The sequence below is a fragment of the Colwellia sp. BRX8-9 genome, from assembly GCF_014077245.1.
Lineage (GTDB): Bacteria > Pseudomonadota > Gammaproteobacteria > Enterobacterales > Alteromonadaceae > Colwellia_A.
In genome coordinates this window covers 41,983-68,833 of record NZ_JACGVN010000018.1, presented here as the reverse complement: position 1 = coordinate 68,833, position 26,851 = coordinate 41,983, and the positions used below count along the sequence as shown (strand labels likewise).

Sequence of the window (26,851 nt, the reverse complement as noted above, 5' to 3'; positions counted from 1 at the left end):
ATTATCAACTTAAGTTATTCTATTATAGCGATGGCTTGCGTTTCCAACGGTTCAGGAAGAACATATTCTCTTGATTTATTATCCATCCAAGTCAAGGTATCGTAGTAACGTCTGATGTTTTCAACATAATTTACCGCTTCATCACCACGGGCATAACCGTATCGAGTTGGCTTGTAATATTTTTTTTGTTTAAGTAATGGTAAGCGATCTTTAACCTCTACCCAGCGGTCGGGATCGCCACCTTGTTTTTCTGTTATTTTTCGTGCGTCATTTAAATGGCCTAAACCAATATTATATGAGGCAAGTGCAAACCATAAACGATCGGGGAAAGGTACTCTATCGGGCATTCTATCGATCATTTGTTTAAAGTATTTAGCGCCACCACGAATACTTTGTTCAGCATCTAAGCGACTTTTAATACCCATTTGCTTAGCCGTTGGCAAAGTTAACATCATCATACCACGCACACCCGTATACGAGCGGGCGTGAGGTTCCCAATGAGATTCTTGATAACTAATCGCGGCCAATAATCGCCAGTCAATCTCTTGGCTATACTTTTCAAAGAGCGGTTGGTATTGAGGCAGTTTACCTTCAACCGCTTTAATAAACATTCGGGTATCAACATAATTAAACTCTTCAACATGACCATAATATTTGTCATTAAGTGCTAATAATGTACCGTCGTGATGTACTTTGCCAAAAAATTCAACAAGACTGGCATAGATTGATTGGTCATTATTTTTTCTAACTGCCCAAGCCAAAGGTTGTGGTTTTTTTATGGTAAAGCCAATGCTGATTTCAGGATAATAGCGGCGATTAACTGCTAGGGTATTGCTGTCGATAATGGTGTAGTCAATTTCTTCTGATAATACTTTCAGTAATAATTCTTCGCTATCGAATTCATCACTGATTTGCCAAGTTAACTCACGATGGCTATTTTTTAATTGAATAAGATTTTCTTCATGGCTTGAATGCGCCATGATCAATAAATTCCCCGTTAAATCTTCTATGTCACGAGGTCGAATGCCGCCCTGTTTAAAAACGAGTTTTTGGCTGATATCATCATAACTAGGAGAAAAATTATATTTTTGACGTCTTTTATCGGTCACAGCTAAGCCTGCTGCTAATATATCGACTTGGCCGCTGTCTAATTTATCAAAAAGTTCTTCAAGGCTATAGCTAGGCACTACTTTTAATTCAACACCTAATGAGTCTGCATAATTTTTTACCAGCTCATATTCAAAACCTGCAGCGTCTTCAGCTTCTAGATAATAACTGGTTAAGCCATAAATAGTACCGACCTTAATATAGCCACGCTCAATTATTCGCTGCAAACTGGCATTATCTTCTGTTGGCTGACAGCCGAATAGCAAAAAAGTACTCAAGAAGAATATGCTTACAAACTTGCTGATTTTTTTAACTATTTTAAAATTTATCTTAATCATATAAGGTCATTGTGGCGTGATTCCAGCTTTATTCAAAGCACTTTTTATCAATTATCAAGATTAACTGTTTAAGTTAATCTTTTAACGCTTATCAAAACCCTTTATATAAACTATAATATGCGCGATTTTTCTTCCATTATTTTAACTGCGAAAACGCAACTAAAATAAAACTAAACTGGTGATTACGTTTATGACGATGTTGATGAAAACCCTTCGCGGCGCTCCTGCTCTTTCAGACTTTCGAGTTAAAAAGTTATTGGCTCAATGCGCTGAATTAGAACTTCCTGTGACAGATATTTATGCTGAATTCACACACTTTGCACATATTTCAGCTGATCTTAGCGACGAAGAGTTTCAAGTTTTACAGCAACTTCTTAAGTATGGACCAAACATTGAAGAACATGAACCTGTTGGTCAATTTTTATTGGTTACTCCGCGTCCGGGTACTATTTCTCCTTGGTCTTCAAAATCAACAGATATTGCTCATAATTGTGGTCTAGCGAAAGTTAACCGTTTAGAACGAGGTATTGCTTATTATATTACCAGCAAACCTTTGGATGCAAAGCAGCAGGCTCAACTCAATCATTTAATTTCAGATCGAATGATGGAAACGGTCTTTACTGAGATGTCAGCAACGACTGCGCTTTTTGCGACGGCTGAACCTAGTGAATTAACCGTTATAGATATTGAAAATGGTGGTAAAAACGCATTAATGGCTGCTAACGTCGAATTAGGCTTAGCGCTAGCAGAAGATGAAGTAAATTATTTATTCGAAAACTTTACCAAGTTAGGTAGAAACCCACACGACATCGAACTCTACATGTTTGCTCAAGCAAACTCTGAACATTGTCGTCATAAAATATTCAATGCTGACTGGACTATTGATGGTGTTAAACAGCCGAAGTCGCTGTTTAAAATGATCCGTAATACCCATGAAATAAACCCTGACTTTGTCTTAAGTGCCTATAAAGATAATGCTGCCGTTATGGTTGGTAATAAAGGTGGTCGTTTCTTCCCTAATCCAGCAACCAACGTTTATAGTTATCATCACGAAGACATTCAAATTTTAATGAAAGTTGAAACGCATAATCACCCAACAGCTATTTCTCCTTACCCTGGAGCAGCAACAGGCTCAGGTGGTGAAATTCGTGATGAAGGCGCGACAGGTATTGGTTCCAAGCCCAAAGCAGGTTTAGTGGGCTTTTCAGTATCAAATTTACGCATTCCTAATTTTGTTCAACCCTGGGAAACTGATTTTGGTAAACCAGATCGTATCGTTTCAGCATTAGACATTATGTTGGAAGGTCCTTTAGGCGGAGCGGCATTTAATAATGAATTTGGCCGTCCAGCTATTTTAGGTTATTTCCGTACTTACGAAGAAGAAGTTAACTCGTTTAATGGCTCAGAGGTTCGTGGTTACCATAAACCCATCATGCTAGCCGGTGGTTTGGGTAATATTCGTGACGAACACGTACAAAAACGTGAAATTATTGTTGGTGCTCACTTAATCGCACTTGGTGGTCCGGCAATGAATATCGGTTTAGGTGGCGGAGCAGCATCATCAATGGCTTCTGGCCAATCAGCCGAGAACCTCGACTTTGCTTCTGTGCAACGTGAAAATCCTGAAATGGAACGTCGTTGCCAAGAAGTTATCGATAAGTGTTGGCAGCTTGGCGAAGACAACCCTATCGCTTTTATTCATGATGTTGGCGCAGGTGGTTTATCTAATGCATTCCCTGAATTAGTGTCTGATGGCGGTCGTGGCGGTGTTTTTGAACTGCGTAATGTTCCTAATGATGAACGCAGCATGGCTCCTCATGAAATCTGGTGTAACGAATCTCAAGAACGTTATGTTATTGCAGTATCAGACAAGAATTTAGCAACGTTTGAACAAATATGTCTTCGTGAACGCGCACCATTCTCAGTGGTAGGGCGTGCAACCGAAGAGGAACACTTAACGGTTACTGATGCACATTTTTCTGGTAATGCTAAATGCGATACCCCGATTGATTTGCCGCTTGAAGTCTTATTAGGCAAAACGCCTAAAATATTTAAAGATGTCGCCACAGCTAAAGCAGCGGGTGATGTGTTCTCTTTAACGGATATTACCTTAGCGGATGCCGCGGACCGCATATTGTCATTACCGACAGTTGCAGAAAAAACGTTCCTGATCACCATTGGCGATCGCTCGGTAACAGGTATGGTTAATCGTGATCAAATGGTTGGCCCTTGGCAAGTACCTGTCGCCGATTGTGGTGTAACCGCCTCTGCGCTTGACTCTTACCATGGCGAAGCGATGTCTTTGGGTGAACGTACACCTGTCGCATTATTAAACTTTGGCGCTTCTGCTCGTTTAGCGGTCGCTGAATCACTAACTAATATTGCCGGTACAGATATCGGTGATTTAAACCGTATTAAATTGTCTGCTAACTGGATGTCACCCGCAGGTCACCCAGGTGAAGATGCTGGTTTATACGAAGCGGTTAAAGCCATCGGCGAAGAACTTTGTCCTGCACTTGGCTTAACTATTCCGGTTGGCAAAGACTCAATGTCAATGAAAACCAAATGGGAAGATAACGGCGAAGAAAAATCAGTCACTTCACCTATGTCATTAATCATTACTGCTTTTGGTGTTGTTGAAGATATTCGAAAAACAGTCACCCCTGAGTTAAGAATAGATCAAGGCGAGACTCGAATTTTAGCTATTGATTTATCAAAAGGTAAAAAGCGCTTAGGTGGCTCATGTTTAGCACAGGTTTATAAGCACTTGGGTAATGAAACCCCCGATGTAGATTGTCCTGAAACCTTAAAAGGCTTCTTTAATGCTATGCAAACCTTGGTTCGTGATGAAAAGCTTATTGCTTATCACGACATTTCTGATGGTGGTTTATTCACAACTGTCGTTGAAATGGCTTTTGCTGGTCACACCGGTGTTGATATTGATTTAACAAAATTAAGCTCAGTTTCAGGTAATGACATTGACGTATTGTTTAATGAAGAGCTCGGCGCTGTTATTCAAATTCGTGAAAGCGATGTTGCAGCGATTGATGCTATTTTAGCGGCTCATGGAATTTTAGATTGTTGTACTGATATCGGCCGAATTAATAACGAAGATACGCTTCGCTTTAGCCGTGATGGCAAGGTAGTACTTGAAAATTCTCGTACTTACTATCGTACCGTCTGGGCACAAACCACCTACAGAATGCAGTCACTGCGTGATAACCCTGAATGTGCTCAACAAGAACATGATGTTAAGTACGATACCGAAGACCCAGGTTTACATGCTGAGCTTACTTTTGATATTAATGAGGATATTGTTGCTAAGTTAATTGCACAAGATTCATTGCAGGGCACTAACCCTAAAATTGCGATATTGCGTGAGCAGGGCGTTAACTCTCATGTTGAAATGGCGGCCGCTTTTGACCGTGCTGGTTTTGTTGCCATTGACGTGCATATGTCTGATATTTTATCAGGGCGTGCCGATTTAGCTGACTTTAACGGTTTAGTCGCTTGTGGTGGTTTCTCTTACGGCGATGTATTAGGTGCTGGCGAAGGTTGGGCAAAATCTATCTTGTTTAACAAAGATGCTAAAGCCATGTTCAAAGCCTTTTTCGAACGCCAAGATACTTTTACTTTAGGTGTTTGTAATGGTTGTCAGATGTTATCTAACCTGAAAGAAATTATTCCAGGTTCAGCAGCGTGGCCACATTTTGTACAAAACAAATCTGAACGTTTTGAAGCACGTTTCTCATTAGTTGAAATTCAAGAAAGCCCTTCAGTATTATTTAAAGGCATGTCAGGTTCTCGTATGCCGATTGCTGTTTCTCATGGTGAAGGTCATGCAGAATTTAGTTCTGAACAAGCCATTGGCGCAGCCAATGATTCTGGCACGGTTTCAATGCGTTATGTTGATAACTATGGTCAAGTTACTGAAACTTACCCAGCTAACCCGAACGGCTCGCCAGACGGTATTACCGCCCTAACCACAACAGACGGCCGTGTTACTATTATGATGCCACACCCTGAGCGTGTTTTTAGAACGGTTGCAAACTCATGGCACCCAGATGAATGGCAAGAAGACTCACCTTGGGTACGCATGTTCCGTAATGCGCGTGCTTTTATTGGTTAATTTTTTTGAGTGTGTCTAGTTAAAAATAAAGCACTTAACCATTTAATGCCGTTCACTTAAGGTGAACGGTATTTTTTTTGTCTAAAATTATTTTAATCAGAAAATTATTTATAGGGTTGTTTTAATAAGAAAATAATTTTTGCTCAGTGGTGTGGTTTATTTGCATGGTTATTAGATTGCTTTAATGCTAACAAGTCACAATGTAAGTTATTTAAAACATAATCAAGCGTGTGACCTTTAATTCTAGATAACCATCCTTGGTGTTCCCCATATCCCATAACCACAACATTCGCATTATATTTATTTGCTAAAGATGGAATAATATCATCGGCTAATCCTTCCTCAACGTGTAAATTTTCACCTTTAAAATGATAGGGTTTAACGAATGATGTTAGATGATCTAAATGATTTTTAGATTGTTTCATTGACTTCATTGGCTGAAAGGAAACACTGCAACTTTCTAAATAACAATTAAACAAATGAATATCACTCATTAATAGTTTTGCTAAATCAGATGATTTTTCAATAATTTCATTATTAAATGTTTTATGCGTTACGGTATTTTCCTCTGTTTCAATAGCCGCTAGTACATTGCCATTATTTAACCATTGATGGTCACCAACGAATAAAACTGACGTATCTGAAACACGTAATAAATGCGTATACTCTGCTTGTTCAAATGTCCAAAGGTGTGGTGCTTTTTTTAGGTTTTCTGCTACCACCAAGTCATACTGATTTTCCTTTAGTTGCTTTTTTAGCGTGATAAATTGATCGCGATCCTCGCGTATTTTATAGTTAATAGAAATACCTTCTTGTTTGGCAAGATGAATTAAGCTATTAATTTTTTCTTCATTATCTAACTCAGTCGTTGTTTTATGATTAAGCCAGCGTTGATAGCGAGAAGGTTTTTCTTTTGTTGCTAAAACAGTGACGCGAGCGTGATTATTTTTAGCCAAAAGTATCGATTTTTTTAGTGAAATTAAATCGCTCGTTCTAGGTTTAACTAGCGTTAATATATTTGAGAAGCTATCCATGGAAGTGTCTCCAGTTACTTTAAAAGCAAATAATTAAATATAGTTTATTTATGAAAATAGGTTATGTAGCCACAAGACTTATTTAAACTTAAAAAGGAAGGATTTATAATAAAATAATCATAAAAAGTAGAACATATATACAGATTTTAATTGTTGATTTTAGTTTATTGAAAATATTAGCGTTAATTGTAAAATTAATTATAAAGCGTAATTTTACTTAACTGCTTTGATTTCAATTTATTTAACTTATCGACAATAGTGTAAAAATATAGGTACGGAAAATAGCATGCTGACTATAATTGTTGTTGCACTTGCAATATCTGTACAGTGTTATATCCTGCTAGCTATTGGTATTAAATAAAATGGATAAATCTCGATGCAAGATCATGACTCAAGCCCGCTCACCGATTACATTGAATACCCTGTTGAAGAAATGCGCTTGCGTTCTGAAAACTTCTACTTGGATATAAAGCGTCGCCATAGCATTCGCAATTTTAGCGATCGCCCTGTGCCTAAAGAGATTATAGAAAACTGTATAAAAGCGGCTGCAACGGCGCCAAGTGGTGCTAATCATCAACCTTGGCACTTTGTCGCTGTGCATAGTAGCGATATAAAAAAGAAAATTAGAGAACAGGCTGAATTTCATGAACGAGGCTTTTATGAAGGCCGAGCAGGTGAAGAGTGGCTAGGTGCTTTAAAAGCGCTCGGCACAGATGCTAATAAACCTTACTTAGAAAATGCACCATGGCTTATCGCCATATTCAGCCAAAAGAAAGGTGGCATAAGTTCAACAGAGAAAAACACTAACTATTATGTTCATGAATCTGTTGGGATCGCGACGGGCTTTTTAATTAATGCCTTGCATACCTCTGGTTTAGTGACGCTAACCCATACACCAAAACCTATGTCTTTTTTAAGTAAAGTGTGTGGACGTCCAGAAAATGATCGCGCTTATATGTTACTTATTACCGGCTATCCAAGCGAAGATGCTACTGTGCCTCAGCATGCTTTAGTTAAAAAACCACTGAATGAAATTGCGACTTTTTTGTAGTCCTTATTTTAAAACCCCGAGGTACTCTCATTACTATATCTGCCAGAAATAAAGCGTTTAGACTAACGAAAGAAATAGCTGAACCCTTAGATTTAACCAAGCACTTACCGTTTAGAGTCGCGGTTGTTAGCAATTTACTCGCTTTAAATCGTGACTGGAAAATTCGTGATCTCTGTGATCTAGAACCCAGAGAAATGCGCGTTCTATTAAATATTGGCTCATACATGCCGATTAAATCAGCGGACATTGCTTATCAATCTCGTATTGATTCTTATAATGTTAGTCGTGCAGTAAAAGCATTAGATAAAAAAGGTTTAATCGACATTCGTCGAGATGAAAAAAGTAAAAACATTAAAATTTTAGCCCTAAATGACCAAGGTAAGGCGTTATATCAACAGCTTACTACCGCGATGGAGTTGCGTTCAAAAGAGCTTGAAAGTGTTTTAACCGCTGATGAAACTAGTGCTTTTTATAATACGCTCAGTAAAATTGAAGATAAAGTCGAACAATTACTAGCGAAACAAGCGCTCACTAAAATAGCGCGAGGTGAAGATGCTCCTGGCGATCAAAAAGAATTAATTCGTTGGTACAAAAAAGGGCGAAGTGGTGATGTGGGTTAAATAGCGCTGATGTAAAATTTTTACCCGTTCAACATAAATTTCAGTTTCAGGGAAAGGGGGCACGCCGTTATACCTTTTAACAGCACCTTCGCCTGCGTTATAGGCCGCTGAAACTAACGTAATATTACCACCGTACTTTCTTATTAAACGTGCTAAATGTTTACTGCCTGCGCTAATATTTTGTTTAGCATCGAATGAATTCCTAACGCCTAACGCTTTAGCTGTTGCCGGCATTAACTGCATGAGCCCTTGTGCGCCAGTTTTAGACAAAGCTTGTGGGTTAAAGTGTGATTCGGCATGAATGACCGCAAGAATAAGGGCAGGGTCAATTTTATAAAGCTTTGCCTGTTGATTGATGGTTGATCTGAAGTGATCAATAAATAAACGCGTGTTATGCCAGTTAACCATAGCGTTAAGTTTACAGGCAAAGCAACCTATGCTGATCTGTTGATAACTTGAGGTACTAGGGGGAATATCAGAAAAAGAGCTGATGCCTTTTTCTGATTGATATTGGTAAACTCTCACACTATCTTCTGCAATGGCATGATGAGTGAAGCACATAAATAGGAACAATAAGCCGCAAGATAATTTCAATAAAACGCTCTAGATTGAAGTAACAATAATACTGAGTATAGCGCTTATTTTTGTACTAACTTCGCTTGCTGTTTTAGTGCTCTTTTCTCAGCTCTGCGGCGTTTAAAAAAAGCGGACAGTAATTGGCTACATTCTTCTGCCATAATGCCACAAGACAGCACAATTTGATGATTATGCTTTTCATCAGACAATAAATTAAAGGCACTACCTGCAGCGCCTGTTTTTAAGTCTGGCGTCGCGTACACCACGCGTTTAATTCGGCTATGTACCAATAAACCAGCACACATTGGGCAAGGCTCCAATGTTACATAGAGCGTACAGTCGAGCAGACGGTAGTTTTGTAAAGCTAAGCCAGCTCGGCGTATCGCAACCATTTCAGCGTGGGCTGATGGGTCGTTAAGTGTAATCGACTGATTGTAGCCTTCACTTATCACTTGATTATTAGCGACAACCACAGCACCAACGGGGATTTCGTTAATCGCTTCTGCTTGTTGGGCAAGCTCAAAAGCTCGTTGCATAAACACTTGGTCTAATGCTTGTTGTGCTTCACTATCCATCACTATAAAAACATCTCGAGTAAGTCATTTAAATAGCGATGACCTAATTTACTGACTTGCCAAGTGCCATCATTGTTTTCTTGCATCAATTGTTTTTGTTTAGCGATTTGCAATGTCGGCAAGACAGTTTCAATTGATAAGCCTGTTCTTTGTTGATATTCCGTTAAGCTAAAACGTTCATGTAAGCGCAGTCTGTTCATCATATATTCAAAAGGTAATTCTTGTGCACTGACTTCAACTAAATGATCTAAGTGTGGACGACTCTCGTCTAAGTAACCTTTAGGGTGTTTTACTTTGATGGTACGGAAAATTTTACCATTAAGTGGATCTGTTATTTTGCCATGTGAGCCACAGCCAATGCCCAGATAATCACCAAACTGCCAGTAATTGATATTATGCTGACATTCAAAACCGGGTTTACTGTAAGCCGATATTTCGTATTGCTGATAACCCGCGGCAGCTAATAAGGCGATACCTTGATCTTGAATATCCCAAAGTACTTCGTCTTCAGGCAACTTAGGCGGGCGAGAATGAAAAGCGGTATTGGGTTCTATTGTTAACTGATACCAAGATAAATGGGTTGGATTCAGTGAAATAGCGGTGGTTAAATCATCAAGGGCGTTAGCAATGTTTTGCTGTGGTAAGCCATGCATTAAGTCAAGATTAAAGGTTTTTATACCACAAGAATAAGCCAACTCGGCTGCTTTTTTTGCTTGGTTACTGTCATGAATTCGACCTAATTTTATTAGTTTGTCAGATTCAAAACTTTGTACACCAATCGATAGTCTTGAAACACCACCATTAAAGAAGCCAATAAACTTTTCAGCTTCAACGGTGCCTGGGTTCGCTTCTAACGTTATTTCAATGTCATCTTTATGTGAGAAGCGCGCAAGGACTTGGGTTAATAAACTTTCAATCGCCTGTGCAGAAAATAAGCTCGGTGTACCACCACCAATAAAAATAGTGTGTAATGGGCGATCACTTAGAGAGAACTTGGCGATATCTGCATCTAAATCATCAATAAGATGTTTTACATACTCTTCTTCTGGAACCGCTGATTTCAAAGCATGTGAGTTAAAATCACAATATGGGCATTTTTCAACACACCAAGGGATATGGATATATAAAGAAAGCGGGGGCGCTTGTAGCATTATTATTTAACACCAAAATGTTGTACAAGCTTAGCAAGTGCTTGGCCGCGGTGACTTAAACTATTTTTTAAATCGCGAGGCAATTGTGCTGAAGTTTGTTGCTGTAGCTCTTGCCAAAAAATAGGATCATAACCAAAACCTTGTTCGCCCAATTTTTCATGGGTAATTGTGCCTTCCCAAACGCCATGACAAATTATCGGCGTTGGATCGTGCTCGTGTTTCATATAAACCAGCACACAATGAAATCGAGCGGTACGTAGTTCATTAGGTATATTCTCTAATGCTTTTAACAGTTTATCAGTATTGTCACTATCACTAGCGTTTTCACCCGCGTAACGCGCCGAATAAACCCCCGGTGCGCCATTTAATGCATCAACCTCTAAACCTGAGTCGTCAGCGATTGCCGGTAAGCCCGTTATTTTAGCTGCATGACGCGCTTTAATGATGGCATTTTCAACAAAAGTAGTGCCTGTTTCTGCCACTTCACTGACATTAAATTCACTTTGGGGTTTTATTTCAATGCTATGTGCGGCTAATAAATGGCTAAGTTCTTTAACTTTACCTGGGTTGCCTGTGGCTAATACGATGGTTGACATTTTGTACCTTGAGCGTGTAGAAATGAAAAAGTAAAATCAGGTAAAACCTGATTTTATATATTAATTATTTGTATGCAATTAGTGATTAATCAACATAAAATTTCTGTTTGAATTTAAGCTGGTGGGTTTCTTTGCCGTCACTAATGGTGATATCAAAGTAAAAGGTTTCTTCGTTGGTGTAATTAACTTGTGCTAAATAATAAATAGCATCACCTTCTTTTACTTCGTCAAATTCAAGGGTTTTGATTTGACCAATATCATTTCGAGCTTTTCCTTGAATAGTTACTGCTTTAGCTGGCGTTGACGGTTTAGTATCGTCTAAAACCGAAATATTAATTAAACCGTTAAAACGACTACGTTCAATATCATAAGCTTTTGCTACTTTTGGTGTTAAAAATGTGGCATTTATTGCCATATAATGAACTTGCATCGAACCCAATTTTTTCATGTTTTCAGCAAAAACGTTACTGACTAGGGTCAATGAAACTAAAATAATAAATAAACAGGTTTGAAAGATATTTTTCATAATGTGTTCCTTTTTGTTTTAATGATCCATACATTTAATAAGACAGGTTTTATAGCCAAATTATTACAAAACCTGTTTTATTGTTTCTACGTTATTATAGCATTGCCCAACCTGGAATGGCGCCAGATAGGAAAATATTAATTACGTTTAGTAATAAGAAAGCAATAAGTATAGATAAGTCTAAACCGCCAATGCTGGGTACAATACGTTTTATCGGTTTTAAAAACGGTTCAGTTAACTGCTGGAAGATAGCTTGCGTAGGGTTATAACCCTGAACTACCCAGCTCATTAATGCCATAACGAGCATTAACATAAATAGCAATACACCCGTTTGTTTAATTAAATAAATAAGACCTAAGTATAGCGCCGAAATAATATTGATATCTCCACCATTAAGTAATGGGATAAGAATAAACTTTAACGCTGCTACGGCAAAAGCTAACAACAATGTTGATACATCAATACCACCAAAACCAGGTATAACGCGGCGAAGCGGAATAACGGCTGGGTTGGTAACTTTTACAATAAACTGGCTTAACGGGTTATAAAAATCAGCACGGACCAATTGTAACCATACACGTAAAACTAACAACATTAATAATGCGTCAAAGGCAAAGCTCAGCAAATAATTAATGGCTTCCATCTACTTCTCCAAAACTTAATAATTAATAAAATTCAAACGTATTAAACGTTATTTTGCGCCATTTCTTTAGCGCGATGCAATGCACTGTTCATTGCATTTGTTACTATTTTATCCAAACCATCATCTATAAAAGAATTAATAGCAGCATTGGTTGTACCACCTTTTGAGGTGACCTTAGCGCGTAATTCACTGATTGGAATATCGTTGTTTACCACCATTTGCGCAGCACCTAAAGCGGTTTGCTGCACTAATTCACGGCTTTCTTTTGCTGAAAAACCTAACGCTATCGCTTGTTTTTCCATTGCTTCCATAAACAAAAAGAAATAGGCAGGCGCTGAGCCAGAAACTGCGATAATATTGTCAATTTCATCTTCAGTGGCTAACCACTTGATAATACCTACCGAACTCATTAGTTCTTCGGCAACCTGTTTTTGTTGAGTATTAACATTTTCGTCGGCATATAAACCAGTAACACCTAAACCAATCTGCGAGGGGGTATTGGGCATAGTACGAATAATGCCACAAGGTTTAGCTAAGGCTTTTTGCATTTGTGCAACAGTGCAGCCAGCAGCAACGGAAATAAAGCACTTGTTGCTAATATCAATTTCTTGGCTGATTTTTTGGCAAACCTCAGCAATAAAGTGAGGTTTAACACCAAGTACAATAAAATCTGCAAAATTAGCCGCAACGATATTGTCTGCTGTTTCTTTAATACCAAGTTGCTCTTGTAAAGCCAGTCGCTTCTCAGGTGAAGGGTTTGATACGATAATATCTTGATTGGCAAAGCCTGTGTTTACTAAGCCAGAAATAATTGCGCCATTCATGTTACCAGCGCCAATAAAAGCAATTTTTGTCATGAAATACCTATGATAAATAAGAATGTGAATATTTTAACTATTGTAACGAATTATACTTAAAGAAAGTGAAATAGATTGTATCCGAATATAACTATTTATCTTCTCTAGCGCCAAAAATGGCTGAGCCAACTCTGACCATAGTCGAACCTTTGGCAATAGCGTCACTCAAGTCACCTGACATGCCCATCGATAAAGTATCCATACTAGGATGTTCTTTTTTTAATTGCGTATAAAGTTGCTGCATTTTTTCAAAACTTTGTTCAGAGGCATTTTTCTCAGGGATAGCCATTAAGCCGCGAAGGGTTAAATGTGGGCAATGCTCAATACAATCAACTAACGCTTTAATATCTTTAACGGCTATGCCAGACTTGCTTTCTTCGCCACTAATATTGACTTGTAAACAAACGTTGAGGGGAGTATCTTGGCTAGACCTATGATCATTAAGGCGTTTTGCTACTTTAATGCGGTCAACACTATGTACCCAAGCAAAGTTATCAGCAATTAATCGTGTTTTGTTTGACTGTATAGGACCAATAAAATGCCAAGTAATGTCTGACAAACTTTGTAATTCTGCTATTTTTTCAACGGCTTCTTGAATATAGTTTTCACCAAATTCTCGTTGGCCCGCTAAATAAGCTTGTTCGATCATGGTACTAGTTTTGGTTTTACTTACCGCGAGTAAGGTCACCTGTGAAGATGGACGTTTTGCTAGCTCGCAAGCATTAAAAATTTGCAGATTTATCTTAGCAAGATTATCTTTAATGGGTGTCATATTGTTTTGTGTCAATTTAGTTTCAACTTACTTTATATTATAAAAAATAATTATTAAGAGGTCTTTTTATGGATATTACCGAATTACTTGCCTTTAGTGTGGAAAATAATGCATCTGATCTACATTTATCTGCAGGCACTCCGCCTTCAATTCGTGTTGACGGTGACGTACGTAAACTCAATATCCCAGCATTTGACGAGAAAGATGTTAATGCTCTGGTCTATGATATTATGAATGATCGTCAACGCAAAGAGTATGAAGAAAATTTAGAAGTCGATTTTTCTTTTGAAGTGCCAAATTTAGCACGTTTTCGTGTCAATGCTTTTAATCAAAATCGTGGCCCTGCAGCGGTATTTCGTACTATTCCAAGCAAAATATTATCCTTAGATGATTTAGGCTGTCCTGATATCTTTCGTGAAATTTCTGATATACCTAGAGGCTTAGTTTTAGTCACGGGCCCAACAGGCTCAGGTAAATCAACCACTTTAGCGGCTATGGTCGATTATATTAATAACAACAAACACGATCATATTCTTACCATTGAAGATCCTATTGAGTTTGTTCACGAAAACAAAAAATGTTTAATAAACCAACGTGAGGTTCATCGCGATACACTAAGTTTTGAAGCTGCTCTGCGCAGTGCTTTACGTGAAGACCCTGATGTTATTCTTGTTGGTGAAATGCGCGACTTAGAAACCATTCGTTTAGCGATGACAGCGGCGGAAACCGGCCACTTAGTTTTTGGTACTTTACATACAACCTCTGCACCAAAAACCATCGACCGTATCATTGATGTTTTCCCCGGTGAAGAGAAATCTATGGTGCGTTCAATGTTATCAGAATCACTTCGTGCGGTTATTTCACAAACCTTGATTAAAAAAGTGGGTGGGGGTCGTGTTGCCGCTCATGAGATAATGTTAGGTGTTCCTGCAATAAGAAATTTAATTCGTGAAGACAAAATAGCGCAGATGTACAGTGCCATTCAAACCGGTATGTCTCATGGTATGCAAACCATGGATCAGTGCTTGCAAGGTCTAGTGAATAGAGGCCTGATAACTAAACAAGATGCGATGGAAAAAGCGGTTGATAAAAATCAATTTAGAGGCTTCTAATTTAGAGGTTTCTAAAGCCAGCTCAAACCATGGGTATCTATTGCTTGCAAGGTGTAGTGAATAGAGGCCTGATAACTAAACAAGATGCGATGGAAAAAGCAGTGGATAAAAATCAATTTAGAGGCTTCTAATTTAGAGGTTTCTAAAGCCAGCTCAAACCATGGGTATCTATTGCTTGCAAGGTCTAGTGAATAGAGGCCTGATAACTAAACAAGATGCGATGGAAAAAGCAGTGGATAAAAATCAATTTAGAGGCTTTTAAAGCACGGTCAAACCATGGGTATCTATTGTCTACAAGGTCTAGTGAATAGAGGCCTAATAACTAAACAGGATGCGATGGAAAAAGCAGTTGATAAAAATCAATTTAGAGGTTTTTAAAACTAGCTCAAACCCTAGGTGTCTATTACTTCACATTACGGTTTAAAAGATAAGAGAAAGATCAATGAATTTTCATGACTTATTACAAAAGATGGTAAAAGAAGGTGCCTCTGATATGTTTGTTACCGCTAAGCTTGCGGTAAGCGCCAAAGTAAATGGCGAGTTACAAGCAATCGATGATCACCTTTTAACAAGCGATGAATCGTTAGCGCTTGTTCATAACGCAATGAACGATAAACAGAAAAAGCAATTTACTGAAGAGAAAGAATGTAACTTTGCCATTTCAATTGACGACATTGGCCGCTTCCGTATTTCAGCCTTTTGGCAACGCGATATGGCAGGTATGGTTGTCCGACGTATCGTCACAGAAATTCCTGATGCTGACGAACTCGGTTTACCGCCAATCTTAAAAGATGTAGTCATGTCAAAGCGCGGTTTAGTACTTTTTGTTGGTGGCACGGGTACGGGTAAATCAACATCAATGGCTTCATTGATTGGCTATCGTAATAAAAATTCGCGTGGCCATATTCTTACCATTGAAGACCCTGTTGAATTTGTTCATGAACATGCGCGTTGTATGGTAACGCAACGAGAGGTTGGCTTAGACACTGAAAGTTTCGATGCGGCCTTAAAAAGCTCATTACGCCAAGCACCCGATGTTATCTTAATTGGTGAGATCCGTAACCAAGAAACCATGGAACATGCGTTAAGCTTTGCTGAAACCGGGCACTTATGTATCGCAACCTTGCATGCAAATAATGCTAACCAAGCGATTGACCGTATTATGCATTTAGTGCCTGCCGATCAACATGGCAAGTTATTGTTTGATTTAGCGTTAAATTTACGCGGTATTATCGCTCAGCAACTGATCCCTACCTGCGACGGTAACGGGCGTGTTGCGGCGATTGAGATCTTACTTAACTCGCCTTATATCGCTGAACTTATTAAAAAAGGTGATATTGGTAGTATTAAAGAAGTGATGGAAAAGTCTAAAGAACTTGGCATGCAGACCTTTGATGGTGCTTTGTTTGAGTTGTATCAAAAAGGCTCAATAAACTATGCTGATGCATTGCATCATGCTGATTCACCTAATGATTTACGCTTAATGATTAAGTTGCGCAGTAATGAGCAAGGAGGCACCGGTGCATTAAGTGGCGTGACCATTGACGGTTTTGGCCCTAAAGATATTTAGTTAACAGATACTTAAGAAACATTGCTAGGTGTTAAGCTAAGTTTCTTGAACCGTGTAACAATAGATAGTCAAACCACTTGACGCATGAGCTTTATGTGGTTTGACTATGTTGCTATTTTCTAGTCGTAAAGCGTTTCAAAATAGCTTTCAATAATTAATCTTGCTGACTCAGCATCAATATTATCCTTTTTTAAATTACGATAGCCTCCTGCGGCAAATAAACGTTCTTTGGCATCTGCTGTGGTTAAACGTTCATCTTGAAATTCTACCTTCAGGGCGAATTTATTCGATAAGCGGTTACCAAATTTTTTGGCATCAAGGGTTAATTGTTGCTCACTACCATCCATATTTAAGGGTAATCCCACTACTAAATAGTCAGGTTGCCATTCTTTAATAAATTTTGTTAATTCCATCTCATTAGGAATACCTTCTTTAGCTCTAATCGAGCCTAAAGGAGAGGCACTTCCGGTCATTTCTTGGCCAACAGCAACGCCAATATATTTTTTACCAAAATCAAAACCTAAAACGGTGCGTTGGCCGACATCTTTTGACACTTATTATTCCTCAATGTTGTTAAGCATGGCCAATATCCGTAGATAAATGAGCCATATCAATACCTAGTTTTTCTGTGGCTTTTTTCCAGCGCTGCTCAATCGGTGTATTAAAAACAATATCACCATCAGCAGGGGTTAAAAGCCAGGCGTTAGTTTTTATTTCTTCTTCTAATTGACCAGGCCCCCAACCAGCATAACCTAAGGTAACCATATATTTTTCAGGCGCACCTTCTGTCCCTAACGCCATTAAAATATCTTTAGAGGTGGTGATCATGACCTCTTTACTTAGCGATAACGATTGTTTCCAGCAATCTTGTGGGCTATGTAGAACAAAACCTCGGTCTTGAGAAACAGGACCTCCGGTTAGCACTTGTTGACCTAACTCAGGTGCTTGTTCTTTTTTAGCATCTATCTGGATGAGCAATTCGTTTAAAGTGACGTTAACGGGTAAGTTAATAATAAGACCCATAGCGCCTTCTTCATTGTGCTCACAAATATAAGTTACGGTTTTATTAAAATAGGCATCGTCTAATGCAGGCATTGCAATTAATAGTTGATTTTCTAAGCTTTCCATACCATCACCTTTTACACTTTAAGTTTTAAACAAACTCTATGTATCATTGTTTTTATAGAGGTATGGTGATCGTTTATTTCAAAGGATCACCGCTAGTAGAGACTCATAACTTTAAATGGTAAAAAATATAACTAAAATATTTATACTCTAGGACGAATATTTTCTTCTATTGCATCCATTAATTTTCCACTGATATTAATAGGATATGCAGCTTCAATTTCTCGGATACAGGTGGGACTGGTAACGTTAATTTCGGTAACTTTGTCACCAATAACATCTAACCCAACAAAGTATAGACCACGTTTCTTCAATTCTGGTGCAATAGTTTCAGCAATTAACCTATCGGTAGCACTAAGGGGTCTTGCTTCACCACGGCCACCGGCAGCTAGATTACCACGCGTTTCACCTTGTGCAGGGATACGTGCAAGGCAATAAGGCATAGGTTCACCATTAACAATAAGAATACGTTTATCACCATCTTTAATTTCAGGCATGAATTCTTGCACCATGGCGTATTGATTACCGTGGTTGGTGAGTGTTTCTAATATAACACCGACATTAGCATCATTTTCTTTTATACGAAAAATTGACGCACCGCCCATGCCATCAAGTGGCTTAATAATAATGTCTTTTTCTTTTTGATGAAATTCACGAATTTTATCATTGTTACGTGTCACTAAGGTACGTGGTGTCAACTCTGCAAACCAAGCGGTGAAAAGTTTTTCGTTACAGTCACGCAAGCTTTGTGGTTTGTTTACAATTAATGTGCCTTCAACTTCTGCGCGCTCAAGCATGTAGGTCGCGTAGATAAATTCGGTATCAAAAGGAGGATCTTTACGCATTAAAACCGCGTCAAGTTCTGAAACAGCTATGTCGTTTACTTCGTCTAGTTCATACCAATGTTGAGGATCGTCAAAAACCTTTAATTTTTGTGCTGTGGCACGGCATTGTCCTTGATCAAGGTATAAATCTTTCATTTCCATGTAATAAATTTCGTAACCGCGCTTTTGAGCTTCGAACATCATCGCCATAGATGAATCTTTCTTTACATTGACCTGTGAAATAGGGTCCATTACTACGCCAAGTTTAATTGTCATCTTTATTTCCTAATGTGTTCGTTACTAATTAATATCGCCAAAGCGGCATTGCAATGCGGTAATTGCCGTTAATGCTGCCGTTTCTGTTCTTAATATTCTTGGTCCTAATAAAACATCAACAAAAGAGGCTTGATTGGCTCGTTTAATTTCATCGTCACTTAAACCGCCTTCTGGACCAATAAGTAAACGCACTCGCTGATTTGAATCATTGATGTTTTTTTCAGGCAAATTCATTATTGAGTATTGCGCTTTTGGGTGTAAATTTAGTTTTAATGAAGCAGTTTGTTGAGTTAGCCATTCATCTAAATAAACAGCAGGCATAACAATAGGGACCGAACAACGGCCACTTTGTTCACAAGCACTGACCACTATTTTTTGCCATTGGTCTATTTTTTTCTGTAAGCGATCGCCGTTTAGCTTTACTCCGCAACGTTCGGTAAATAGCGGGGTAATGGTGTTAACACCCAGCTCCACCGATTTTTGTAAGGTAAAGTCCATTCGGTCGCCACGTGAAATACCTTGCCCTAAATGAATATTTAATGGTGATTCAACATTTTTTTCGCTGAACGATTTTATAATGACTTGGGCATTTTTTTTACTAACGTCAGTTATTTCAGCTTGATAATCGCCAAGTACACCTTGGTTTAATTCGCCATTAAAAAGGGTTAAATCATCACCACTTTTTAAACGCAGAACTCTTATGGTATGGCCAAAGGCATCTTCACTTAAAGTAATAGTGTCGCCAACAGAAAATGATTGTTGCTGAAAAATTCTAGGATTGCTCATTTTTATTAATATTTTTTATTATCTTATCAAGAAATATAAGGGCGACTTGCTCATATTTCAATTATGATTTTATAAAATAGCGTAAAAACGGCTATTTAAAAAAAGCATAAGGTGTTTTCAATGTTTAAATACATTTTCAGACTGAATTAACTATCATCACATGTAATAATATATTCTTTAGCAATTTATTCTTAATAGTAGTTTTGTCACGTGCTGTGAGCACTAAACGGAGAACATAGATGTTCACAAAATATCAGCAAGCTTTTCAACCTATTTTATTTCGCGTTAGTCTTTTATCAGTGATGACTTTTACAGTGATAAGTTGTGGACAAGTTGAACAAGTTAAAATAGCAGCTCCTGCTCCCGCTGTTTCTGTTTATCAAATAAAGGTCAATGAAATTGGTAGTTACCGTGAATTTGTTGCTCGTTCAGTTGCGTCAAAAGAAGTTGACTTACGCGCTAGGGTTGAAGGTGAGTTAATCGATCGTAACTTTAGTGAAGGCTCTATTGTTGAAAAATCTCAAGTGTTACTTAATATTGATCCCGCGGCTTACCAAGTTTCTTTAGAGTCAGCAAAAGCCGATTTAGCCAGTAAAGTCGCTGGTGCTAATGGTGCTGCAAGAGACTTAAAACGTGGGCGTGAAGTCGCAGGGCAAGGTTATATTTCTCAATCTGATCTCGATAAATTAATAACTAATGATTCACAAGCAAGGGCATCAGTGCAGGTCGCCCAATCAACATTAGAAAACGCTGAGTTGAATTTAAGTTACACCGTTATTAAAGCGCCATTTTCAGGACGTATTGGCAAAGTAAATTATAGTATTGGCACGATTATCAGCCCAAGTAGTAACACACTGGCGACATTAACAGCAACAGATCCTATGTATGTCAGTTTTCAAGTAGAAGAAAGCGAATATGTTTCTTATTTACAAAAACATAAAAACACTCAAAAGCCTGAAGATTTATCGATTGATATTTCCTTACTTTTACCTAATAACACTCAATATAGTGAAAAGGGCCTGTTAACGTTTGCCGGAACAAAAATAGATCAAGGCATGGGAACGGTTGAATTACGCGCAATATTTAATAACCCTGATGGTATTATTGTGCCCGGTTTATTTCTTACTTTAATTATAGAAGGTAAGAAAAAAGAACAAATGGCCTTAGTGCCTCAGGTCGCTGTACAGGAAAGCCAACAAGGAAAATTTGTCCTTGTTGTTGGCAAAGATAATAAAGTTTCACAGCGTCTGGTTACTTTAGGGCGAAGAATTAATGCAATGTGGGTGGTTGAATCAGGTATTAACGCCAACGAGCGGGTTATTGTCGAAGGTTTACAAAAAGTCAGAAATGGTGTTGAAGTTAAACCCGTAGCTAAAAGTATTGATCCATTTACCGGTATTATTTCTGACTTTTTAGCCCAATAAGGGGACTGCTATGATCAGTAAAACGTTTATTCATCGCCCCAAGTTTGCCTTTGTTATTTCAATTGTTATCACCTTAGCAGGCCTCATTGCTATGGGCTTATTACCCGTTAATATGTACCCACAAATAACACCACCACAAGTGCAAATTACTGCGGTGTATCCAGGTGCGAGTGCGCAAGTTGTCGAAGAGTCAGTTATTCGTCCCATTGAAGAAAAAATCAATGGTGTCGAAGATATGATGTACATCGAATCAACCGCTTCAAATAATGGCTCAGCAACCATTACCGTGTTTTTTAAAGTCGGTATCGATGACAATATGGCACAGGTCAATGTGCAAAATCGTGTCGCATTGGCTCAAAGTGCATTGCCTTCAGAAGTAACACGCTTGGGGGTTACGGTTAAGAAAAAGTCTAGCTCGATGTTAATGGCGATCAATTTATTTTCAAAACAAGCTGAAATCGACCAATTATTTTTAAGTAACTATGCGACTAATTCACTAACTGAACCGTTAGGACGTATCCCTGGCGTTGCTGAAGCCAGTGTGATGGGTGAAATGACTTACAGCATGCGTGCATGGTTAAGACCCGACCGTATGGCATCATTAGGGGTTACCGTTACCGAGGTAAAACAAGCCCTTCAAGAACAAAATTTAATTGTTGCTGCTGGCAAGTTAGGTGCAAGCCCGGCATTGCCTAACCAACAATTTGAGTACTCCATTCAAGCAAGAGGGCGCTTAAAAACGGTTGAAGAGTTCGGGCAAACCATTGTTCGTGCTCGCACAAACGGTAATTTTGTCCGTTTGTCCGATATTGCACGCTTAGAACTAGGATCGCAAAACTATGGTGTTCAAGCACGCTTAAATGGCAACGAAACTGCATTCTTAGTTATTTATCAATTACCTGGTGCAAATGCAACAGAAGTTGCTCGTTTGGTTAAACTGGAAATGGAAAAACTATCAACACGTTTTCCTGCAGGGCTTGAATACGCTATCCCTTACGATACCACTGAGTTTATCTTACGCTCTATTGACGAAGTGAAAGTGACTTTATTTCAGGCGATAGTCTTAGTAGTTTTAGTAGTGTTCTTATTTTTACAAAATTGGCGAGCAACACTTATTCCGACCATCGCGATACCTGTGTCATTAATAGGTACTTTTGCCTTTATGTTGGCCATGGACTATTCGATTAACACTATCACTCTTTTTGGCTTAGTGCTGGCGATAGGTATAGTCGTTGACGATGCGATTATCGTTATTGAAAACGTAGAACGAATCCTTAAAGAAGAGCAACTTGAAATAAAAGCCGCTGTCACTAAGGCAATGGAACAAGTCTCAGGTCCTATTATAGCGACTACTTTGGTGTTACTAGCAGTATTTATTCCTGTGGCCTTTATGCCAGGTATTACCGGAGAACTGTACAAACAATTCTCGGTTACTATTTCATTTGCCGTTATCATTTCTTCTGTTAATGCCTTAACACTTAGCCCTGCGCTTTGTACGGTGTTATTAAGTAAAGATAATATGAAGCCAATAAAATGGTTAATTCCCTTTGAACGGGGTATTAAGAAGATGACTGGAGGCTATACCACAGCGGTAAATTTTTTATTAAAACGCGCCGCTCGTGTTGGTATTATTGTTGGTGTTTTATTTATGGCAACTGGTTGGTTAACAACGTCGGTACCTTCGGGGTTTGTGCCAAGTGAAGACCAAGGTTATGTTTTTCTTAATATTCAATTACCAGATGCTGCATCGAGTAATAGAACACAAGCACTTATTGATAAAATAACGCCGATAATAAAAGCTGATCCTGCGGTGACTGATGTGATTACTGTTGCTGGTTTTTCATTATTAGGAGGAGCGGGTTCTAATAATGGTTTAGGCATTATTATGCTAAAAGATTGGGAGGACAGAACTGAACCAGAATTAGCGTTACGTGCTGTTATTCAACGTTTAATGGGGCAACTTTGGACCATACCAGACGCGCAAATCATGATATTTAACCCGCCGCCTATTCCTGGGCTAGGGTCAAGTTCGGGGTTTGAATTTAAATTACAAGATAGTGAAGGCAGAAGCCCAAGTGATTTGGCGCAAGTGATGAATGGTCTTATTTATGAAGCTAATCAGCGTCCTGAATTAAATCAAGTTTTTAGTACTTACCGCGCTAATGTTCCGCAATATTTTTTAGAGGTCGATCGAAATAAAGCCAAAGCCCAAGGTGTCGCTTTGTCTGATATTTTTATTACTTTACAAGCCCAACTTGGCTCAATGTATATTAACGATTTTAGCCAGTTTGGTCGTACTTATAGAGTAACTGTTCAAGCAGAAAAAGAGTTCCGCAAAGACCCGTCTGACTTACGTCACTATTTTGTCCGTAATCAAGAGGGTGAAATGGTGCCATTAACGACACTGGCTAAGTTAGAACCTATTTTAGGACCAACAAGTATCGGACACTTTAATTTATATCGTAGTGCTAACATTACTGGGCAAGCAGCGAGTGGTCATTCATCAGGTGAGGCAATAGCTATTATGGAAGAATTAGCTGGAAACTTACCTCAGGGCTATATTTTCGAATGGGCCGGGCAGTCTAAACAAGAAATTGAGGCAGGTAATTTAGCACCTGTTCTATTTGGCTTAGCATTGTTGTTTGTTTACTTATTTTTAGTGGCGCAATATGAAAGCTGGACCATACCATTCTCGGTTATCGCAGCGGTTCCCTTGGCATTGTTTGGTTCAATGTTAACGCTGTATATCTTGGGCATGGAGAATAACATTTATGCTCAGGTGGGGTTAGTGCTACTCATCGGCTTATCGACTAAAACCGCGATTCTTATTGTTGAATTTGCCATGGAACTTAGAGCCGCAGGTAAAAGTATTATGGAAGCCGCGCTTGATGCCGCAAAATTAAGATTTAGAGCCGTATTAATGACTGCACTCTCTTTTGTGTTAGGTGTAATTCCTTTGGTTATGTCTTCGGGGGCAGGCGCTAGTAGCCGGATATTCTTGGGTGTTACCGTACTATCAGGTATGTTAGCTGCTACTATATTGGGTACTTTACTTGTGCCATATTTCTATATGATTATTCAAAGGTTGCGCGAAAAACTTAAAGGCTCACCGAGTTAACGAGTTTTTATTGAAATACTTTGCCTTTTAAAAGACTTTTCACTGTGGTGTTAAGTCTTTTTTTAGCTCTAAATAATACGATAGACAACAACTTTATAATTAAGGCGAGCGACGAGGTACTTTATCTAAATAAGCGCTTTTGATAGAATGCGCATCTTTCGACTAACATCGCTAGTAGCAGGTGTTGGTTTTATATTAATCTACAGCTCCGGATTTACGTTCTGGCTGGCTCAATGGGTATTATTACTATGCAAAATATTACTATGCAAAATATTACTGTCTGTGCACTTTATAAATTTGTGCGCTTAGAAAACTTCGAACAACTTAAATCACCTTTATTAAGCGTTATGTTAGAAAACGAGATCAAAGGTACGTTATTACTCGCTAACGAAGGTATTAACGGTACGGTTGCAGGTACAAAAGCCAGTATCGATCTGCTTTTAGCTCATTTAGAGACGGATGAACGTTTAATTAATGTTTCTCATAAATATTCATATGCTGATGAAAACCCTTTTCAACGTAGCAAAGTAAAATTAAAAAAAGAAATTGTTACTATGGGTGTTGAAGGCATTGACCCATTATTAACCGTTGGTACTTATGTGAAACCAAAAGACTGGAATGCGCTTATTTCAGATCCAGAAGTTTTATTGATTGATACGCGTAACGATTATGAAATTGAAATTGGTACCTTTAAAAACGCCGTTAACCCTAATACTGAAACGTTCCGTGAATTTCCAGAATATGTTGCCCAACATTTAGATAAAAATAAGCACAAAAAAGTGGCTATGTATTGTACTGGTGGTATTCGTTGCGAAAAATCAACAGCTTACTTGAAAGAGCAAGGCTTCGAAGACGTTTACCACCTTGAGGGAGGTGTGCTTAAATATTTAGAAGAAGTTGAACAAGAGAATTCAATGTGGGAAGGCGAATGTTTTGTTTTTGATGGCCGTGTTGCCGTTGGACATGGTTTAGAGCAAGGCCAGTACGACCAATGTTTTGCTTGTCGTTACCCGATAACAAGCGAAGAAATGCAAAGCGAACACTATGTTAAAGGTGTGAGTTGTCATCGTTGTTATGACAAGTATACCGACGAGCAGCGCAGTGGTTTCGCTGAGCGTGAGCGTCAAATAAATTTAGCGAACCAACGAGGCGAAAAGCATATTGGTGGCAATGTTCAAGATGTTATCGAACAACGACGAAAAGATAAAGTTGCCAGCAAAAAAGCACAGTCGACTAAGTCGTGATGAGCTAGGTTGCTATTTACCCTTTGAACATAAAAAAAGCGACTTATTAAGTCGCTTTTTTTATTAGGAGCCTTGATGTTTAGTCGTTAAAACTAAAAACCAGCAGCTTTTCTAAGTGCGTCAGCTTTATCAGTTCTTTCCCACGTAAATGCAGTAAAAGTATCATCACCAACAGTGACTTCAACAGGTTCACGACCAAAATGTCCGTAAGCTGCTGTCATCTGATACATAGGGTGTAACAAATCAAGCATCTTAGTAATGCCGTATGGTCGTAAATCAAAATGTGCTCTTACCAATTCAATTAATTTTGCTTCAGAGACTTTACCGGTACCAAAGGTTTCAATTGAAATTGACGTTGGCTCAGCAATACCAATGGCATAAGAAATTTGAATTTCACAACGGTCAGCTAAACCAGCCGCAACGATGTTTTTTGCTACATAACGACCAGCATAAGCAGCACTGCGATCAACTTTTGATGGATCTTTTCCTGAGAAAGCACCACCACCATGACGAGCCATGCCGCCATAGGTATCAACAATAATTTTACGACCCGTTAAACCACAATCACCTACCGGACCACCAATAACAAAACGGCCAGTAGGATTAATAAAGTATTTAGTATCTTTAGTTAATAACTCGGCAGGTAACACAGCTTTGATGATATTTTCCATCACAGCTTCGTGCAAATCTTCTTGAGAAATTTCTGGATTATGTTGAGTTGATAAAACAACCGCGTCAATCGCTACTGGCTTATTATCTTCATAAATAAAAGTGACTTGAGATTTAGCATCAGGACGCAACCAAGGTAAGACCCCTGATTTACGGACTTCAGCTTGACGCTCTACTAAACGATGAGAATAAAATATTGGCGCAGGCATTAACGTTTCAGTTTCATTGGTCGCATAACCAAACATTAATCCCTGGTCACCAGCACCTTGATCTTCAGGGTTTGCTCGGTCAACACCTTGGGCAATCTCAGGTGATTGCTGACCAATTAAATTCATAATGCCACAAGTTTCACCATCAAAACCAACGTCAGACGAAGTATAGCCAATATTACTGATAACATTACGGGTAATCGCTTCTAGATCAACCCATGCCGTGGTAGAAACTTCACCTGAAATAATAGCTACACCAGTTTTCACCATAGTTTCACAAGCGACACGAGCATTCTTATCTTTAGCGATAATAGCATCAAGTACCGCATCAGAAATTTGATCGGCGATTTTATCCGGATGACCTTCAGAAACTGATTCAGAAGTGAAAAATTGAGTAGACATATAACCTCAGAAAAATGTAATAGTTTAAAATATTTTCGAATTGGAGTTATTCTAACTGCAAGATTAACTATTTTCTAGTTTTTTTACGCCTAGATGGCTAAACGGCTAAAAATAATT

Annotated in this window: 23 protein-coding genes; 8 read left to right on the top strand and 15 right to left on the bottom strand. The window is 38.6% G+C overall.

Annotation, left to right across the window (positions count from 1 at the left end; translation table 11 throughout):
* Positions 1-14: 14 nt before the first annotated feature.
* Positions 15-1,385: a membrane-bound lytic murein transglycosylase MltF gene (gene mltF, locus H4J70_RS14925; protein ID WP_259364767.1), complete on the bottom strand. Its 1,371-nt coding sequence runs from the start codon at positions 1,383-1,385 to the stop codon at positions 15-17.
* A 262-nt stretch (positions 1,386-1,647) separates the two neighbouring features.
* On the opposite strand from mltF, the gene purL reads away from it, so the two are divergent.
* The gene (gene purL / locus H4J70_RS14920) at positions 1,648-5,574 is read left to right on the top strand and encodes a phosphoribosylformylglycinamidine synthase (RefSeq protein WP_182214132.1); all 3,927 of its coding nucleotides are present in this window, start codon (positions 1,648-1,650) and stop codon (positions 5,572-5,574) included.
* Between the two features lie 143 nt (positions 5,575-5,717).
* Here purL and H4J70_RS14915 read toward each other — a convergent pair whose 3' ends face one another.
* On the bottom strand, positions 5,718-6,608 hold the full coding sequence (locus H4J70_RS14915; RefSeq protein ID WP_182213967.1) for a universal stress protein: 891 nt from the start codon (positions 6,606-6,608) through the stop codon (positions 5,718-5,720).
* A gap of 376 nt (positions 6,609-6,984) precedes the next feature.
* Here H4J70_RS14915 and H4J70_RS14910 point away from each other — a divergent pair, with 376 nt between their 5' ends.
* Positions 6,985-7,659 (top strand): nitroreductase family protein, encoded by a 675-nt coding sequence (locus tag H4J70_RS14910; protein WP_182213965.1) that lies wholly within the window; start codon positions 6,985-6,987, stop codon positions 7,657-7,659.
* A gap of 5 nt (positions 7,660-7,664) precedes the next feature.
* Positions 7,665-8,279, top strand: coding sequence for a MarR family transcriptional regulator (locus tag H4J70_RS14905; RefSeq protein WP_182214130.1), 615 nt, complete (start codon positions 7,665-7,667; stop codon positions 8,277-8,279).
* On the opposite strand, the gene H4J70_RS14900 is transcribed toward H4J70_RS14905, so the two are convergent.
* The 8 genes from H4J70_RS14900 to H4J70_RS14865 all read right to left on the bottom strand — a co-directional run bounded on the left by H4J70_RS14900 (position 8,235) and on the right by H4J70_RS14865 (position 13,975).
* Positions 8,235-8,873 (bottom strand): lytic transglycosylase domain-containing protein, encoded by a 639-nt coding sequence (locus H4J70_RS14900; protein ID WP_182230161.1) that lies wholly within the window; start codon positions 8,871-8,873, stop codon positions 8,235-8,237. The genes H4J70_RS14905 and H4J70_RS14900 overlap by 45 nt on opposite strands.
* A gap of 44 nt (positions 8,874-8,917) precedes the next feature.
* Positions 8,918-9,430, bottom strand: coding sequence for a tRNA adenosine(34) deaminase TadA (tadA, locus tag H4J70_RS14895; RefSeq protein ID WP_182230160.1), 513 nt, complete (start codon positions 9,428-9,430; stop codon positions 8,918-8,920).
* Positions 9,431-9,432: 2 nt separating this feature from the next.
* Positions 9,433-10,581: a radical SAM family heme chaperone HemW gene (hemW, locus tag H4J70_RS14890; RefSeq protein ID WP_182230159.1), complete on the bottom strand. Its 1,149-nt coding sequence runs from the start codon at positions 10,579-10,581 to the stop codon at positions 9,433-9,435.
* 2 nt (positions 10,582-10,583) lie between these two features.
* A complete protein-coding gene (locus H4J70_RS14885; RefSeq protein ID WP_182251344.1) occupies positions 10,584-11,177 on the bottom strand; it encodes an XTP/dITP diphosphatase in 594 nt (197 codons plus the stop codon).
* Positions 11,178-11,262: 85 nt separating this feature from the next.
* Positions 11,263-11,703: a DUF4426 domain-containing protein gene (locus H4J70_RS14880; protein WP_070374257.1), complete on the bottom strand. Its 441-nt coding sequence runs from the start codon at positions 11,701-11,703 to the stop codon at positions 11,263-11,265.
* A 94-nt stretch (positions 11,704-11,797) separates the two neighbouring features.
* On the bottom strand, positions 11,798-12,346 hold the full coding sequence (locus H4J70_RS14875) for a YggT family protein (protein ID WP_070374256.1): 549 nt from the start codon (positions 12,344-12,346) through the stop codon (positions 11,798-11,800).
* 41 nt (positions 12,347-12,387) lie between these two features.
* Positions 12,388-13,203, bottom strand: coding sequence for a pyrroline-5-carboxylate reductase (gene proC / locus H4J70_RS14870; RefSeq protein ID WP_182251343.1), 816 nt, complete (start codon positions 13,201-13,203; stop codon positions 12,388-12,390).
* A gap of 91 nt (positions 13,204-13,294) precedes the next feature.
* The gene (locus H4J70_RS14865; RefSeq protein WP_182251348.1) at positions 13,295-13,975 is read right to left on the bottom strand and encodes a YggS family pyridoxal phosphate-dependent enzyme; all 681 of its coding nucleotides are present in this window, start codon (positions 13,973-13,975) and stop codon (positions 13,295-13,297) included.
* 68 nt (positions 13,976-14,043) lie between these two features.
* Between H4J70_RS14865 and H4J70_RS14860 the strand changes: the two genes are divergently transcribed.
* Together H4J70_RS14860 and H4J70_RS14855 are read left to right on the top strand one after the other, a co-directional pair.
* Complete coding sequence (locus tag H4J70_RS14860) at positions 14,044-15,087, top strand: type IV pilus twitching motility protein PilT (protein WP_070374253.1); 1,044 nt, start codon at positions 14,044-14,046, stop codon at positions 15,085-15,087.
* Positions 15,088-15,529: 442 nt separating this feature from the next.
* Positions 15,530-16,657, top strand: a complete 1,128-nt coding sequence (locus H4J70_RS14855) for a PilT/PilU family type 4a pilus ATPase (RefSeq protein ID WP_182213955.1) — start codon at positions 15,530-15,532, stop codon at positions 16,655-16,657.
* Positions 16,658-16,776: 119 nt separating this feature from the next.
* On the opposite strand, the gene ruvX is transcribed toward H4J70_RS14855, so the two are convergent.
* The 4 genes from ruvX to rsmE all read right to left on the bottom strand — a co-directional run bounded on the left by ruvX (position 16,777) and on the right by rsmE (position 19,668).
* On the bottom strand, positions 16,777-17,211 hold the full coding sequence (ruvX, locus tag H4J70_RS14850) for a Holliday junction resolvase RuvX (protein WP_070374251.1): 435 nt from the start codon (positions 17,209-17,211) through the stop codon (positions 16,777-16,779).
* A gap of 19 nt (positions 17,212-17,230) precedes the next feature.
* On the bottom strand, positions 17,231-17,785 hold the full coding sequence (locus tag H4J70_RS14845; RefSeq protein ID WP_070374250.1) for a YqgE/AlgH family protein: 555 nt from the start codon (positions 17,783-17,785) through the stop codon (positions 17,231-17,233).
* Positions 17,786-17,925: 140 nt separating this feature from the next.
* Positions 17,926-18,882: a glutathione synthase gene (gshB, locus tag H4J70_RS14840; protein WP_070374249.1), complete on the bottom strand. Its 957-nt coding sequence runs from the start codon at positions 18,880-18,882 to the stop codon at positions 17,926-17,928.
* A gap of 24 nt (positions 18,883-18,906) precedes the next feature.
* Entirely contained in the window at positions 18,907-19,668 is a 762-nt protein-coding gene (gene rsmE, locus H4J70_RS14835) for a 16S rRNA (uracil(1498)-N(3))-methyltransferase (RefSeq protein WP_182213953.1), read from the bottom strand.
* A gap of 239 nt (positions 19,669-19,907) precedes the next feature.
* Between rsmE and H4J70_RS14830 the strand changes: the two genes are divergently transcribed.
* From H4J70_RS14830 to H4J70_RS14820, 3 genes are all read left to right on the top strand, one after another.
* The gene (locus H4J70_RS14830) at positions 19,908-21,092 is read left to right on the top strand and encodes an efflux RND transporter periplasmic adaptor subunit (RefSeq protein WP_182251342.1); all 1,185 of its coding nucleotides are present in this window, start codon (positions 19,908-19,910) and stop codon (positions 21,090-21,092) included.
* 10 nt (positions 21,093-21,102) lie between these two features.
* On the top strand, positions 21,103-24,210 hold the full coding sequence (locus H4J70_RS14825; RefSeq protein ID WP_182244975.1) for an efflux RND transporter permease subunit: 3,108 nt from the start codon (positions 21,103-21,105) through the stop codon (positions 24,208-24,210).
* 263 nt (positions 24,211-24,473) lie between these two features.
* A complete protein-coding gene (locus H4J70_RS14820) occupies positions 24,474-25,454 on the top strand; it encodes a rhodanese-related sulfurtransferase (RefSeq protein WP_182251347.1) in 981 nt (326 codons plus the stop codon).
* 92 nt (positions 25,455-25,546) lie between these two features.
* Here H4J70_RS14820 and metK read toward each other — a convergent pair whose 3' ends face one another.
* Positions 25,547-26,734 carry a methionine adenosyltransferase gene (gene metK / locus H4J70_RS14815; protein WP_182213945.1) on the bottom strand — a complete coding sequence of 396 codons (1,188 nt, stop codon included), beginning with the start codon at positions 26,732-26,734 and terminating at the stop codon, positions 25,547-25,549.
* Positions 26,735-26,851 lie beyond the last annotated feature (117 nt).

What these genes read in the sequence shown, in the direction of transcription:
- purL (WP_182214132.1), top strand. Translation starts at nt 1,648, where the DNA reads ATGAAAACCCTTCGCGGCGCTCCTGCTCTTTCAGACTTTCGAGTTAAA.
- H4J70_RS14915 (WP_182213967.1), bottom strand. Translation starts at nt 6,608, where the DNA reads ATGGATAGCTTCTCAAATATATTAACGCTAGTTAAACCTAGAACGAGC.
- H4J70_RS14910 (WP_182213965.1), top strand. Translation starts at nt 6,985, where the DNA reads ATGCAAGATCATGACTCAAGCCCGCTCACCGATTACATTGAATACCCT.
- tadA (WP_182230160.1), bottom strand. Translation starts at nt 9,430, where the DNA reads ATGGATAGTGAAGCACAACAAGCATTAGACCAAGTGTTTATGCAACGA.
- hemW (WP_182230159.1), bottom strand. Translation starts at nt 10,581, where the DNA reads ATGCTACAAGCGCCCCCGCTTTCTTTATATATCCATATCCCTTGGTGT.
- H4J70_RS14885 (WP_182251344.1), bottom strand. Translation starts at nt 11,177, where the DNA reads ATGTCAACCATCGTATTAGCCACAGGCAACCCAGGTAAAGTTAAAGAA.
- H4J70_RS14880 (WP_070374257.1), bottom strand. Translation starts at nt 11,703, where the DNA reads ATGAAAAATATCTTTCAAACCTGTTTATTTATTATTTTAGTTTCATTG.
- H4J70_RS14875 (WP_070374256.1), bottom strand. Translation starts at nt 12,346, where the DNA reads ATGGAAGCCATTAATTATTTGCTGAGCTTTGCCTTTGACGCATTATTA.
- proC (WP_182251343.1), bottom strand. Translation starts at nt 13,203, where the DNA reads ATGACAAAAATTGCTTTTATTGGCGCTGGTAACATGAATGGCGCAATT.
- H4J70_RS14865 (WP_182251348.1), bottom strand. Translation starts at nt 13,975, where the DNA reads ATGACACCCATTAAAGATAATCTTGCTAAGATAAATCTGCAAATTTTT.
- H4J70_RS14860 (WP_070374253.1), top strand. Translation starts at nt 14,044, where the DNA reads ATGGATATTACCGAATTACTTGCCTTTAGTGTGGAAAATAATGCATCT.
- H4J70_RS14855 (WP_182213955.1), top strand. Translation starts at nt 15,530, where the DNA reads ATGAATTTTCATGACTTATTACAAAAGATGGTAAAAGAAGGTGCCTCT.
- H4J70_RS14845 (WP_070374250.1), bottom strand. Translation starts at nt 17,785, where the DNA reads ATGGAAAGCTTAGAAAATCAACTATTAATTGCAATGCCTGCATTAGAC.
- gshB (WP_070374249.1), bottom strand. Translation starts at nt 18,882, where the DNA reads ATGACAATTAAACTTGGCGTAGTAATGGACCCTATTTCACAGGTCAAT.
- rsmE (WP_182213953.1), bottom strand. Translation starts at nt 19,668, where the DNA reads ATGAGCAATCCTAGAATTTTTCAGCAACAATCATTTTCTGTTGGCGAC.
- H4J70_RS14830 (WP_182251342.1), top strand. Translation starts at nt 19,908, where the DNA reads ATGTTCACAAAATATCAGCAAGCTTTTCAACCTATTTTATTTCGCGTT.
- H4J70_RS14825 (WP_182244975.1), top strand. Translation starts at nt 21,103, where the DNA reads ATGATCAGTAAAACGTTTATTCATCGCCCCAAGTTTGCCTTTGTTATT.
- H4J70_RS14820 (WP_182251347.1), top strand. Translation starts at nt 24,474, where the DNA reads ATGCAAAATATTACTGTCTGTGCACTTTATAAATTTGTGCGCTTAGAA.
- metK (WP_182213945.1), bottom strand. Translation starts at nt 26,734, where the DNA reads ATGTCTACTCAATTTTTCACTTCTGAATCAGTTTCTGAAGGTCATCCG.